Here is a 14,174-nt window from a genome sequence, read left to right as displayed (position 1 = left end):
GCCTGGCACTCCCTCGAGTCACCAGCAGTACACAAAAGTTCGACAATTGTCGTAGTAACGTTTTAGTAATCAGCGATACTGCTCGCTCGTATGGAATACACATGCCCACGCTGCTCGCAGGCAGTCCCGGCCAGCGACCCGACGCTGGTCTGTCACCACTGCGGATTCACACCAAAACACGGCGCTGATTGACCGTTCGTGCCGTTCGTTCCTCCCTACTCGAGGCGGACGCGCGCGACAGCGGCCGGGTCGAGTGAGAGCGTCAAGTGACCATTTTCGATTGCAAGTTCCTGTTCGTCGACAGCGTAGCTCTCGAGGTCGTCCCACTCGTACCAGGCGTCAGGCGCATCGCCGACACCGTCCTGGAGCTCATGTGGGTCGTCAGTCGGGCGCTGGACGACGACGCTCGCATCGGTGCCGTCGAATGCATCCGGGACCTCGAGCGTGACGTCGGCGTCACTGCGGAGGTTTCGGTTCGTGAGGAACGCACAGTACGCGTCGGTGTCGGGCGTCGCAATCGCCGTGACGTCGACGTAGGAGACGTCCGCCTGCTCGCGGATCCGAACACCGGTTTCAGGGAGGTCGCGTGTCATGCCGTCGACTGATGCGTCGATCACTTCCCAGGTTCGCTCATCGTCGAAAACGGTTGCGTACAGCGAAAGTGTGTACCCAACCGGCAGCAGTGGATTCGGATTCGCCGGGTGGTCGATGTGTTCCGGTGGGAACATCCGAACAGGGAGATGTGTGTGGCTGGCTCGCCGGAGCCGGTCGCTCTGGCGGATAAATGCGTTGAACATCCCCGCGACGTAGGACGCGCCGGCCATCGTCGGCATCCCCGGCCACGGATCGCCCGGTGTGACCGTCGGGTACAACCCCCACTCGCCGATAACAAACTCGAGGTCCTTGAGGCCGTACTCGGCGGCTGCTCGCTCGGCGGTTTCCTCAACCAGTTGGCCGAACTGGGTCGGAAACGAGACCAGCACCTCGTTGTAGTCGAGTGCGTCAGCGTCGTTGTCGGCTTTCCACTCCTCGACGCTGCCTGGGTCCCCGTCGCGAATACCCCAGTTGTACCGATGCATGCCGATGCCGTCCATCTTGTCGCCGACGATGTCGAACAGCGCGTCGTTCCAGTCGTCGGGCTCCGGTAAATCCGCGTCGCCGTACATCGGATCCAGCCCGTCGGGAATCACCGTAATTGAATCGTCGACGGCCGTCATCGCCTCGATGAACTCGAGGGCGCGCTCGGCGAACGCCTCGCCGTCGTGGGTGCCGCCGGCTTGCCACTCGCCCCAGACCTCGTTGCCGACCTCCCAGACCTCGATGTCGAAGGGCTCTTCGTAGCCGTGTTCGGCCCGCAGCGCGCCGTATTCGGTGTCCGTGTCACCGTTGCAGTACTCGACCCAGTTCGCCGCGTCTTCGGGGGTAATCGGCATGGGTGGCTGGAACTCCCGGTCGGTGTCCTCGACGGTGACGCCGACCGTAATCGTCGGTTCGACGTCCGTCAGTTTGCAGAATTCGACGTACTCCGCGGTGCCCATCAGGTTCGGGTCGAGCCCGTTCCAGACCACGTTCGGTCGGATCGGTCGGTCTTCGACGGGGCCAACGCCGTTTTCCCACTTGTACGTGCTCGTGACGTTGCCGCCGGGCCACTTCAGCAACGAGACGTTGCGGTCGTCCATCAGGTCAATCGTCGTCGGGTTGAACTTCCCGTTGACCGCGTCAGCAGGCAGCAGGGACGCCCAGTCGAGGTCGAGCGTGCCCGTTCCCTCCGCGACAATCTCGAGGACATACTCGCCGTAGGGCGAGGCGAAATCACCCTGTGCACCGCCCTCGAGTTGACTCCCGCTTTCCGCCTCGAGCGTGAGTGCGATGTCCTCGAAACGCTGCCACTCGCCGGCGAGTCCGTCGACTGTCTCATTCGCGAGTTCGTCGCCGTCGGGTGCGGTCAGTCGAACCTCGAGCGTGTCAATTTCGTCGCTGCGAGCCGAGATGGCGAACTCGTAGCTCAGTGTGCGCCAGTCGGGAAGTGGGATCTGCTGGCGCAGACCAGCCGTTTCGTCCTCGAGCGTGAGCCGTTGGTGTGCATTTCGTGGCTCCTGACCGACGTCGGGCCAGCCGCCGTCGGAGTCCCAATCCTCGAGGCCGCGGACGCCGCCGGTTTCGGGTAGTTCGAACGCGGCGTCACCGAGGGGTTCCCAGGGAAAGGGCACACCGTCGTACTCGCCGACTTGGTCGAAGCCGTAGACGTGAGAGGGGCTGTCCGGCTGGACCTGCCCCCAGGCGACGAAGGCCGTGTTCGTGACGTGTTCGGCGTAGATGCCGGGGTAGATTTCGTGATCGCCGTAATGTTCGGCAAAGCGCCCGAACAGCGTCTCGGGCACCTCGCGGTCGTTTCGCTCGTCCGGATCGACGGAGACCGTCGCGTCGAACGACGCTGGATGGGACTCGTCCCCGTCCGTGTCGTCGCTCGAGTCCTCACTATCGTTGGCATCAGTCTCGTCGTCGATTCCGTTCTCGCTACCGGTGTCGTCCGAGCCGAGTTCGCTACAGCCAGCGATCAGTCCCGCGACGGCCGCGGCCTGGAGTCCAAGACACTGTCGTCGATACGTCGACCTCGTCGGTACGGAGGAGTCGTGCTGATCCGCCATACCCTAGGCGCGGACGCAACCGCCATAATAGTTATTACTTATTAGAAGTGGTTCGGTACGCGCTTACCCCTCGAGTGCATCCGCGAGCAGCGTCTCGAGGAGCGCGGCCGCCATCGGCTGTTCGTTCCCGCGGTGAGCAGTCGGTCCATCACCGAGGGCACCGGCAAGCCGGAACGTACACAGCCGAACGCGCCCGTCTCCGTACTCGCGGCCGGCAATCGTCGCCGAGGCATTCGCCAGCCAGCCTTCGACCGACCCCACGCTGACTGCTGCTGCTGCTGGCATGTCGGTCGCGACCGTGTACGGATACAGTCCCTCGAGTTCCCAGCCGAGAACCCGTCCGAGAAGCTCCTCGAAGTCGTCATCGACGGCATACAGCAGGGAAGCGACGAGGTTCCAGCTCTCGTCTTCGGGCAGGTCCCGATAGTCGAAAACCGTCTCGTCAGTTACGGTGCCGTCGCCATCCGCGAGCAACACCACGTCACCGCCGTCGGCGGCGTACTCGAGCACTGCGTCTGTCGTTTCGCTCGTAATCACGAGGTCGACGGTATCGCCGTCGCTGTCAGTAATGACATCAACGACGGTCACGCCACGATACTCGAGCGCGGCCCCAATCGACGCCTGAAGCGCCGGGGCGACGTAAATCGACGGCTCGCCCGCAACGGCGGTGATGGAGCCGTCGAACGCCGCTCGAGAAACGACAGTCACGGCCGCATCGGTTCGGGCGTCCCCGAACTCGAGCGTCGCTGTCACGCTCGTCACGTCCTCCACGGCGGGAGCGTCAATTGTGAGACAGTCCTCGAGTCGAGTCGTCGAGGCAGGCTCTACCGTCACCGATTGCTGGTCCGAGTACTCGCCGATGCGCCACGAGAGCGTCTCCTCGAGTTGTTCGTTCGTATCGTTGATGACCACCGCGTCCGCGGTGATCGAGCCGTCGTCCCAGACGACCCGCGAGTCGAACTCGAGCGAGACGGCGACGGGGGCGTTGAGCCGGGCGAATTCGTCGGTAAACGCCTTCGGCTCGCGCCGGTAGTCGAGAATGCCGTTGAACTCCCACTCGATATCGGAGAATTCGGTGATGACGTAGCCCGCAATCTCGTCTCGCGTGCGCATCTGTTCGATTACGTCCGCGTTCGAGCGGAACTGCCGCCACTGCCACGCCTCGACCAGCTCGTCGACCGTCTCGAACGCCGCGGAAAGTGATGTCTCATCGAATCGCTCGCGGTAGCCCTCGGGGCGTTTCAGCCCCGCCTCGAGGAACTCGTAGTCGAGCCACGGGGGCCGTCCGTCGGAGGACGCTTCGATTGCCGGCGCGTCGCAGAGTCCCCACGTGCCGAACTCCGAGATGATGATTGGGGCGTCCTGTGGGTCGGTTACGGTCGCTGCGTAGTTTGCCTCGGGCCGGTCGCTGATGCGGTCCAGATCGGACGCCCACGCCTCCGCGCGGTCCGGGCTGACGAAGTAGCGGTGGTAGTCGTTGACGTCGGTGGCAACGTGCGCCCAGCCGGAGTTGTCACAGACGAGTCGCGTCGGGTCCGCCGCTTTCGTCTCCGCGTACAACTCGGCGAGGTACTGTTGTTTCGCCTCGTCCTCCCAGAGCGAGGTCTCCACGTCGAGTCCCTGCGGGTTGCCGATTCCCCACTCCTCGTTGTAGATGCTCCAGATGACGACGCTCGGGCGGTTGTAATCGCGCTCGAGCAGGCCCTCGAGTTGCTCGCGCACCTCGCGTTTCGAGCGTTCGCTGTGGACGGTCGGATTCGCGGGCTCCTCCCAGACGAGCAGTCCCTGTCGGTCCGCCTGCTCGAGGAAGTCGGGATGGGCCGGCTTGATGTGCTTTCTCAGGAGGTTGAATCCGAGGTCTTTCGCGAGTTGGACCTCGGTTTCGAACCAGTCGTCGTCGAACGGCCGGTACAGCGTTTCGGGGTAGTATCCCTGCTCGAGTGCGCCCCGGATGAAGTACGGCTCGCCGTTCAGGTAGATGCGGCCGTTTCGGGACGCGACAGATCGCATGCCGAAGTAGTCCGTATAGCGGTCGAGGACGGTGCTATCGGCGTCGTCACTGCTGTCACTGCCGGCATCGCTGGCATCAGTGCGCTCGAGCGTAACTCCCACGTCGTACAGCGTTGGATTCTCCGGCGTCCAGTAGTTGGGGTCGTCGATCTCGAGCGAGACCGACGCCGAGCCGTCAGTCTCGAGTGGTGCTTCGGCGCGTGCAACATCGTCTCCCTCGCGCGAGACGACAACTGTCGCAGTCACGTCCGCGGCCAGCACGTCGGCAGTCGTTGCAGTCGTCTCGAGGGCGAGTTCGACGCTATCGGTCTCGAGATCCGGCGTTGCACGCAGCATCTCGACCCGCGTTTCCGGGACGAACGCGAGGGTGACATCCTGCCAGATGCCGCTGACGCGCTGATACCAGGGCTCGCCCTGTTTGCCGTGTGGAATCTCGCTTAAATCCTCGGGATCGGTGACTGAGACGACGATGGTGTTCTCGCCGGCGGAGAGCACGTCGGTGGCGTCGAGCGCGAACGGCAGGTAGCCGCCGCGATTCGTGCCGATTCGTTCGCCATTGACCCAGACCGTCGCCTCGTAGTCGACGGCACCGAATCGAAGCAGTGTACGAGTTGGCTCGCTCTCATCGTGATCAGGAACGCTCTCGAGGGCGACCGTCCGGCGGTACCACGCCGTTCCGGTGTACTCCCGATAGGCCTCGAGTTCCTGCCAGGCGCTGGGCACGTCGACCGACTGTGCGCGGTCAGGCCAGTGCTGTCCCGGCTCGTACCACTGCTGTTCGCCGCCGCTGTCGTTCGGATCCGTGACGAACTGCCACGTGCCGTTCAGATTTGTTTCCTGCCGATAATCGTTCGAAGAGGTCATTGAAAGTCTCGAAAACTGCGCCGTTTTGGTTATGCGGCCTCTTCGACTTCGGATTCCGAGGCGCGCTTTCTGCGGTACTCGGCGAGCAAATTATCGCCATCTCGTCGGTCGAACAGATGGATGTCCACCGGATCGAAGGCGATTTCGACCTGCTCGCCGACGTCGGGTTTCACGTCGCCCGGGACCCGAACGCGACACTCCGCGCCTGCGATGTCGAGGTAGACGAAGTTGTCGCTGCCTGCAACCTCGAGCACGTCGACGGTCGCCGAAATCGTGTTTTCGCCGCTGACACCGTAGTCGATATCTTCGGGACGAATCCCAAGCTCGAGGTCGTCGCTGGCGGTTCCGCGCTCGATTTCCTCGACAATCGACTCCGGCAGGTGGTACTCGAAGCCGTCAGCGACGAGTGTCGACCCCGTCAGTGTCACGTCGAAGAAGTTCATCGCCGGCGAGCCGATGAAATCGGCGACGAACCGATTCGCGGGGTTGTTGTAGACCTCCTCGGGCGGCGCGAACTGCTGGAGTTCGCCCTCGTCCAAGACGACGATTCGGTCGCTCATCGTCAGCGCCTCGTGTTGGTCGTGGGTGACGTAGATCGTCGTCGTCCCCAGTTCCTCCTGGAGGCGCTGGAGTTCGGTCCGCATGTGGACTTTGAGCTTCGCGTCGAGATTCGACAGCGGCTCGTCCATCAGGAAGATTTTCGGATCGCGGACGATTGCCCGGCCGGTCGCAACCCGCTGTTGCTGACCGCCCGAGAGTTCACTCGGCCTGCTCTCGAGTTGGTCGCCGATGCCCATCATCTCCGCCGTCTCCTCGACTCGTTGCTCGATTTCTGTCTCCTCGAGATCCGTCGTCAGCTTCAGCCCGTAGGACATGTTCTTCCGGACGGACATGTGCGGGTACAGCGCGTAGTTCTGGAACACCATCGCAATTCCTCGGTGCTGGGGTTCGACGCCGTTGATGCTCTCGTCGCCGATCCGGATGTCGCCGCTCGTGATCTCCTCAAGGCCGGCGATCATTCGCAACAGGGTCGACTTGCCCGAGCCGGAGGGGCCGACGATGGTGATGAACTCGCCGTCTTCGATGTGGGCGTTGAAGCCCTCGATGGCCACGAAGTCGTCGAGATAGACCTTCCGGACGTCCTCGAACGAGACTGCCGCCGAGTCGCCGCTCGTACTCGCCGGGACGGACGTGTCTACACTCGAGTCATCGGCTGTCGATGCTGCGTCGGTTTCTGGGGTGTCGGTTGCGTCACTCATAGGTGGATGGGAAGTACTGTCGCTGGTTGGGTTCGATGCGGTCGTCTGTGGTCGCCTCGGTGGCGTGATTGATCGGCTGATTCGATGGCGCTGTCCGCTTCCTGCGGGAGTTACGCCGATACTCGCTCACGGCTCGGTCACCTCCGGCCTCGCTCGCGTCTCGGCGGGGGCACTCGGGTGCTCGTCGCTCACTGTTCGATCCGTCTCGAGGTCGAAGTCACCGACGCCGGCGACGAACTCGACGTGCAGCGTGGACGCGACGCCGGCGAACAACAGCACGACGGCGACGGTCAGCAGTGAGCTGACGACGAACAGGACAGCAGTGACGACGCCGACAGCGACCGCACCGACGGCGTGGTGGGCGGTCCACCGGTAGCCGTCGATGACCGCTGCGGGGGCGGACTTGCCCGTTGCCAGTCCGAGCAGGGTTGGCATCGCCACGAGTCCCGCATAGAAGCTCGCGTACGCACAGCCGAGTGCGAGCAGGCCCGCCGTGACGCTCGCGCTGGCAAGATACGCGAGCGTGTAGTTCACCGCGACGACAAGCAGTGCAAACGGGACGAACGCGAGCAGCGTCGCATGGACGAACTGCTCGCGTACGGTCTCGAGCACCGCCGATCTATCGATCCCGTCGGTCTCGTCATCTCGCAGCGAGAGCACGGCGCGGTACGCGCCGACCGTCGCTGGCCCGATTGTCACGAGCGGGACGGCAGCGAGGAACCACGCGAAACTGATCGCGATGATCGAGACCAGATGGTCCCAAACGAACCGGGTCGTCCGCTCGAGCGTGGCGTACATCGGGTCGAGATCGGACGACTGCGTCTCGATCTGTTGGTGTGTCCCCGTCATCTTACTTGGTGGTTCCCTGCATTTCGACGGCGCGCACGAGGTGTTTTTGCATCACAAGGAAGACAATCAACAGCGGAATCGAGGCGATGACCGCCGAGGTCATGATGATACCGGGTTCGGTGACGCCTAAGTTGTCCTGCAGCGTGACGAGACCAATTGGCAGCGTGTACATCGCGTCGTCCTGGAAGATCAACAGCGGCCAGACGAAGGCGTTCCACGTCCAGATGAAGATGAACAGGCCGAGTGCGGCAAGCGCCGACCGCATCAACGGCAAGACGATGTGGCTGAAGATCCGTAGCCTCGAAAAGCCGTCCAGTCTAGCTGCTTCCTCGAGTTCTTCGGGGATGTCCTTGAAGAACTGGACGAGCATGAACACGCCCAGCGGGTTCGCAGCGCTCGGGAGGACGACCCCCCAGACGGAGTTGACGAGACCGAGTTCGCTGACGATAATGTAGACCGGGACGAGATTAACGATGCCGGGCACCATGAAACTCGCCACGATGACTGCGAAGATGACGCGCCGGCCGGCCCACTCGAGGCGGGTCAGCGAGTACGCGATCATCGCGTCGATCAGGATGACGACGGCGGTCGTGATCGCCGCCAGGATGAACGTATTGATGGTCCACTGGACGATCAGCGAGTTCGTCAGCAGGTACTCGTACCAGTAGAGCGTCACGTCCCACGGGATCATGTAGGGGACCTCGGCGTACACCAGATCGCGCGTCATGAACGACGTCGCGAACATATACCAGTACGGAATCAGGAACAACACCGCCGTTCCGTACAACCCGGCGTACAGCGCAATCGTTCGTAGTCGGGTATTCGATAGCGACACGGCCTCGAGTGGGTTTCGTGAGTCGACGCTCATCGCTTATCACCGCTGAGGAAGTAGTAGCTGGTCGCCGAGACGGCGATCAGGATCATAAACAGCACGTAGCCGACTGCGGCTGCATAGCCGAACTCGCGGCCGGTAAAGGCTGTATCGTACAGGTAGAGAACTATCGTCGTCGTCTCGAACGACGGGCCGCCGTCGGTCATGATGAAGGGTTGCCCGAACACCTGGAAGGAGCCGACGAACGTTACGATGACGACAAAGATGAGCGGATTCTGCATCTGCGGGATCGTGATGTCGCGCATCATCCGCCAGGTGCTTGCGCCGTCTAATTTCGCGGCCTCGTAGAGCCGGTCGGGGACGTTCTGGCGGGCTGCCAACAGGATGATGAAGTTAAACGCCAGTTGCCACCAGACCGTCGCAATGGCGAGTGCCGGCATCGCGAGTGTGTGATCGTTCAACCAGTTGCCGCCGCCGACGTAGTACGGAATCAGGCCAGACGCGCTGAAGACTTCCGTCCAGAGCAGGCCGACGACTGCCACCGTTAAGACGTACGGGCTGAAGAAGATCGTCCGCAGCAGCCACTTGCCTTTCACGTCGCGGTTGACACCGAGTGCCAACAGCAACGAGCCGATGACGATTGGTGGCACCGTCAGAATCACGAAGTAGACGGTGTTCCACAGCGCGTTCCAGAAGTCTGGATCGCCCAGCAGAATGCGATAGTTCTCGAGGCCGATGAACTGCGATTGGCCGGGATCGAGTGCGTTCCAGTCGTGAAAGCTCATGTACAGCGCCAACAGGAGCGGCCCGAACAGGAACAGGCCGGCGATGATGAGATACGGCACTGCAAACGAGAGTCCAGCAACTAACTCGCTGACTGACGAGTCCGAGCGATCACGCAGTCCAGAGTCGTCACCGCTCGAGTCCGATTGTTGTGTTGAGTGTGCCATCTATGATCGCCTCTCGAATGTGCGTCGAACGCCGGCAGCGGCGTCCTCGATGACTTCTTCCGGCGTTGCGTTGCCGGCGCGCATGTCATCGAGTGGCTGATAAATCTGTTCCATGTACTCTTCGACGTTCGGCGTGGCCGGCGGCCGGATGAACTGCTCTTCCTCGACCATCGTATAGAACGTCTCGAGGGTGTCGTCCCAGGTCTGTGAGTCTCGCAGTTCATCGCTTTCAATCGCCGCTTCGCTCGCCGGCAGATGTCCAGCATCGTACCCCCACCGGTCGTTGAACTCCTGTGAGAGTAGTCGAACGGTTTCGAACGCATCCTCGAGTTGGGCGTCGGTGCGTTCGTCGCTTTCGGGGATGATCAGCATGTGACTGTCACCAAGCGTGACGGGGTCGTCGGCCTCGGGCATGACGAACGGTTCGGCCAGGCCGAAGTCGAAGCCAGCCTCGCGGACGACGGTCACGTGCCAGGTCCCTTCGATTTTCATGCCGACTTCGCCGCGGTTCCAGGCGTCCCAACCGGTGCCGGGATCGACAGGTGCCCACTCGTGTTCGTGGACCCAGTCGTGCATCTCTTGGACGACTGCCAGCCCGTCCTCGGTATCGAAGGCGGGTTCGTGGGTGTCAGTCAAGAGTTCGCCGCCGCGACCGTGAAGGAGCATCCGCATCGTCTCGGCGTGAAATTCGCCGTCGGGATAGTCGAACGCGTAGTGATCCGTGTTTTCGACGATTGCTTCTGCAGCCTCCTGGAACCGTTCGGGCGTGTTCGGCGGCTCCTCGGGGTCCAGGCCCGCTTCCTCGAAAATCTCTTTGTTGTAGTAGAGCCCGAACGGGTGTGTATCGAGCGGGACGGCGAGCTGTTCGCCGTCGACGACGCCGCCCTGGGCCACCTCCTCGAGATACGGCTCGGTCCCGATTGCGTCGGTCATCGGGACGAGACTCTCCTCGTAATCGCGCATCATCCGCGAGTGCATCACGGCCACGTCCGGCGGATTGCCACCGACCATCGACGTATAGAGACGGCCGTAGTGTTCGTCCCACGGGACTCGCTGGCGGTTGATCTGGAGATCGTACTCGTCGCCGTCGTTGATCTCGTCGACCATTGCCTCCATGACGTCGCCGTCCCCGCCGCCAAACAGCGTCCAGTATTCGACGCCGTCCTGTGTGCTACCGAGGTAGCCGGTACACCCGGCGACGCTCGCGAGGCCCGCAGTTCCCGTCGCCTGTAACAGTCGGCGACGGCTTACACCTCGTCTCGAGTCAGGGTCGGGTGGACGAACCAACGTCTCACCGCTATCGCTGTTTCCCGTTGGCATACCACTATATGAATTAAACATCGCATATGTATGTTCCGGTCGTTCGAACCGATAGCGGACGACTCGGACGCGATAGTCGCCAGGCGAGCAATAGCGGTTAGGAGTGGCAATCAGCACCGGCTGATGTCTCCGGCCTCGAGACGGGAGATTCTCGAAAACAGGGCTCGAGAGCGGTCAGAACGCGCTGTCGGCGAAGCCGCCGTCGACGGTGAGGACTTCGCCGGTGACGAACGAGGAGGCGTCGCTTGCGAGGTAGATCGTCGCGCCGATCAGTTCCTCGCGGTTGCCAACGCGCCCGAGCGGCGTTCGGTCGTCGATTTTCTCGCGCTTTTCGGTGCCCTCGGCGTAGGTGTCTTGGTTCTGTGGCGTGATGAAAAAGCCGGGCGCGATGGCGTTGACGCGGATTTCGGGGGACAGCTCCTTTGCGGACGCGCGGGTGAACGCTTCGACACCGCCTTTGGCGGCCGAGTATGCCGGCAGATTCCCCATCGCGAGTCGCGCCGCAAGCGAGGAGATATTGATGATGCTCCCGCCGTCGTCCATTGCGGGTGCGAACGTCTGGGTGATCCGACGCACGCCATCGAGTTGCACGTCGGTCACGAAGTCCCAGTCGTCGTCGCTGATCTCGAGGACGCGCTCTCGAGAGATTGCGCCCGCCGATGAGACCACGATATCGACGCCGCCGAGGGTGTCTTCGACGACCTCACGGAGGGCCTCGAGCGAGTCAGGATCCGTCACGTCGCTTGTTACACGGGCCGTCGTTGCGCCCTGGTCCTCGAGCAAGTCGGCTGTCTCGTTGACGGCGTCTTCGGAGCGACTCGTTGCGATGACATCTGCGCCGTCGGCGGCGAGTCCGACAGCGATTGCTTTCCCGAGGCCGCTCGTCCCGCCGACGACAACAGCGCGTTTTCCGTCCACAGTGACCGGCGTGTGCGTATACGAGTCCATACGCCAGATACACACATGCACTGGTATGAACGTTTTCATAAGTGGAAAGGCCACACAGTGCAGGTCGAATTCGACGCGGGCCGCGACCTGTTCAATCGACCACAAGGCTGGCGGGGGAGTCACCGCTGACGCCGCCGTGGAGTGCGCGCTGTCCGCGTACGAGGTTGCAACTGCTGGGGACTTGATCCTCGTCGACCGACCACTGTTCGTTCGCTGTGATGGTTCGTTCTAACCGGATGGAACCGTAGTTGGAAGTAAAATATGAATGATGTTCCGTTCAGAACGGATCGAGTTCTAGAGGGATACCAGACTCTAGTGTACAGTATTCGAAGAATGTTATCGGTCTCGTATGTGTTTAAAGACTGTTATATCATCCGGAGCTACCGGATGGACACGAACCCAGACCGTGTACATCGAATGCGTATTGGCAGGCCGTAAAACCGATACGCGCTCGAGCGAAAGACTCGAGACAAGACACATATGCCAACCGATCCATCGATCCGCGTCGGCGTTCGCACGCGCTCGCTCGCGGAGCCACGGCTGCAGTACATCCGCCAGCTCGGCGCAACCGACATCTTCATCGACCACGCCGATACCGACGAGGAGCCGGACGAGTTCAACGACCGCGATGCCGGTGCGACACTCGCCGTCGGCCGCGACGAAATCCCGACCGTCGACGCCCTCGAGGCGGCCAAAGAGCGAACCGAGGCGGCCGGACTCTCCCTGACTGGTATCCAGTCGCTGCCGTACTCGCTGTACGGCGACATCATGTTCGGCCGTGACGGACGCGAGGAGGCACTCACGCAGATCACGACCCTCATTCGGAACCTCGGCGAGGCGGACATCCCGATCCTGGGCTATCAGTGGAATCCACGCGGCGTCGTGCCGATGCGAACGGGAACCGTTGACCTGCGCGGCGACGCGCAGGGGACGGCGTTCGACTACGACCTGCTCGAGGCTCCCGACGAACTCGCACCGGGACTCGACCGCGAGTACACCGAAGCCGAGTTCTGGGACAACTACGAGGAATTCCTCGAGACGGTTCTCCCAGTCGCCGAGGAGGCCGGCGTCGAGATGGCGCTGCACCCGGTCGATCCGCCCGTCCTCGAGTCGATGTGTGGGATTCCGCGGCTCTGTCGGAGCGTCGAGGCCTTCGAGCGAGCGATGGGACTCGTTAAAAGTGAGAACCATAGCTTGAAGCTCTGCCTGGGTTGTTTCTCGCAGATGGGCGAAGACGTGACAGAGGTGTTGCGGACGTTCGGCGAACACGACCAGATCGGTTTTATCCACTTCCGAGACGTCGTCGGCACGGTCCCGAAATTCCACGAGACGTTCGTCGACGAGGGCAACTTCGAGACGACCGGGGTCATCGAAACCTTAGACGACATCGGCTACGACGGCGTCGTGATTCCGGATCACGTCCCCGAGATGACCGACGACACGGACTGGCGACACCGCTCGCGCGGGTACACCGTTGGCTACCTGCGCGGCGTGATCGACACCGTGCAGTGAGTTCGGTCGCAATCTATCATTTCATAGTAACAACTGCAAGTCAGTGGACACCTGACCGCCAGATGGCTCGAGGATCAGGTGTAAACCGTTGCAGTGCCTACTAGAGTCCGGTGTCGCCGGACAACTGTTAAATAGATCGTGTACATAGAGGTGTGCAAATGGCACACAATGCACGCTCCCCGGTGCAGGCTGCGGCAACGACGTTTCACATCATCGAGACGCTGCACGAGTTGAATGGTGCAGGCGTCGCCGAACTCGCAGCCGAACTCGAGATGCCAAAGAGTACCGTTCACGACCACCTGCAGACGCTGACCAGCGCCGAGTACCTGATCAACGACAACGGCACCTACCACGTCGGCGCGCGCTTTCTCGAGTTGGGCGGGTTCGCGCGCAGTCAGATGAAACTGTATCAGGTTGCCTCGCCCGAACTGAAGAAGCTCGCGGACGAAACCGGCGAGCACGCGAATCTGATGATCGAAGAACACGGGAAGGGTATCTTCCTGAACAAGTTCAAAGGCCAGGACGCCGTGACGCTCGATACCCACATCGGCAAGCGCGTCCACCTGCATACGACCGCGCTCGGAAAGTCGATTCTCTCACAGCGCCCGGAGTCCGAAGTCGACGAAATCATTGAACGCCATGGTCTCCCCGGCGTCACCGAACAGACTGTGACGGACCGCGAGGAACTCAAGACCGAACTCGAGGAGATTCGCGAGCGCGGCTATGCAATCGACGACGAAGAGCGCGTCCTCGGGATGCGCTGTGTTGCGGCACCGATCTGTGACGAAGACGAGACGCCCCTCGGCGCGATCAGTGTCTCCGGGCCGACCAACCGATTCAACGACTCGGTGTTCGAAGACGAAATCCCCAAACACGTCCTGAGCACCGCGAACGTGATCGAGGTCAACATGACCTACTCGTAAGTATCGACACAGCACTGTCTGTGGCGTTTCTACTGCACGAAGACAGACGGATGCGAGTC

At 62.0% G+C, this 14,174-nt stretch carries 11 protein-coding genes; 2 read left to right on the top strand and 9 right to left on the bottom strand.

Features of this window, described 5'->3' with window-relative positions:
* Positions 1-215: 215 nt before the first annotated feature.
* From B2G88_RS03305 to B2G88_RS03270, 9 genes are all read right to left on the bottom strand, one after another.
* Positions 216-2,648, bottom strand: a complete 2,433-nt coding sequence (locus B2G88_RS03305) for a hypothetical protein (protein ID WP_054862234.1) — start codon at positions 2,646-2,648, stop codon at positions 216-218.
* A gap of 63 nt (positions 2,649-2,711) precedes the next feature.
* The gene (locus B2G88_RS03300) at positions 2,712-5,522 is read right to left on the bottom strand and encodes a glycoside hydrolase family 2 protein (RefSeq protein ID WP_087713963.1); all 2,811 of its coding nucleotides are present in this window, start codon (positions 5,520-5,522) and stop codon (positions 2,712-2,714) included.
* 29 nt (positions 5,523-5,551) lie between these two features.
* A complete protein-coding gene (locus B2G88_RS03295) occupies positions 5,552-6,781 on the bottom strand; it encodes an ABC transporter ATP-binding protein (protein WP_087713962.1) in 1,230 nt (409 codons plus the stop codon).
* On the bottom strand, positions 6,774-6,911 hold the full coding sequence (locus tag B2G88_RS19405) for a hypothetical protein (RefSeq protein ID WP_176393165.1): 138 nt from the start codon (positions 6,909-6,911) through the stop codon (positions 6,774-6,776). The genes B2G88_RS03295 and B2G88_RS19405 overlap by 8 nt, the downstream gene beginning before the upstream one ends.
* Positions 6,908-7,630: a DUF624 domain-containing protein gene (locus B2G88_RS03290; protein WP_087713961.1), complete on the bottom strand. Its 723-nt coding sequence runs from the start codon at positions 7,628-7,630 to the stop codon at positions 6,908-6,910. The genes B2G88_RS19405 and B2G88_RS03290 overlap by 4 nt, the downstream gene beginning before the upstream one ends.
* Position 7,631: 1 nt before the next feature.
* On the bottom strand, positions 7,632-8,498 hold the full coding sequence (locus tag B2G88_RS03285; RefSeq protein ID WP_054862239.1) for a carbohydrate ABC transporter permease: 867 nt from the start codon (positions 8,496-8,498) through the stop codon (positions 7,632-7,634).
* A complete protein-coding gene (locus tag B2G88_RS03280) occupies positions 8,495-9,412 on the bottom strand; it encodes a carbohydrate ABC transporter permease (protein WP_087713960.1) in 918 nt (305 codons plus the stop codon). Before B2G88_RS03280 ends, B2G88_RS03285 begins: the two co-directional genes overlap by 4 nt.
* Complete coding sequence (locus tag B2G88_RS03275) at positions 9,413-10,732, bottom strand: extracellular solute-binding protein (RefSeq protein WP_087713959.1); 1,320 nt, start codon at positions 10,730-10,732, stop codon at positions 9,413-9,415. It abuts the gene before it with no gap.
* A 174-nt stretch (positions 10,733-10,906) separates the two neighbouring features.
* Positions 10,907-11,680 carry an SDR family NAD(P)-dependent oxidoreductase gene (locus tag B2G88_RS03270; RefSeq protein WP_087713958.1) on the bottom strand — a complete coding sequence of 258 codons (774 nt, stop codon included), beginning with the start codon at positions 11,678-11,680 and terminating at the stop codon, positions 10,907-10,909.
* Between the two features lie 480 nt (positions 11,681-12,160).
* Here B2G88_RS03270 and B2G88_RS03260 point away from each other — a divergent pair, with 480 nt between their 5' ends.
* Both B2G88_RS03260 and B2G88_RS03255 read left to right on the top strand, forming a co-directional pair.
* A complete protein-coding gene (locus tag B2G88_RS03260) occupies positions 12,161-13,192 on the top strand; it encodes a mannonate dehydratase (protein WP_087713956.1) in 1,032 nt (343 codons plus the stop codon).
* Positions 13,193-13,350: 158 nt separating this feature from the next.
* Positions 13,351-14,115, top strand: coding sequence for an IclR family transcriptional regulator (locus B2G88_RS03255; protein WP_054862240.1), 765 nt, complete (start codon positions 13,351-13,353; stop codon positions 14,113-14,115).
* Positions 14,116-14,174 lie beyond the last annotated feature (59 nt).

It is taken from the genome of Natronolimnobius baerhuensis, assembly GCF_002177135.1.
GTDB classification, from domain to species: domain Archaea; phylum Halobacteriota; class Halobacteria; order Halobacteriales; family Natrialbaceae; genus Natronolimnobius; species Natronolimnobius baerhuensis.
Note: the sequence above shows the minus strand (reverse complement) of the source record. Positions and strands in the feature narration are given on the sequence as shown.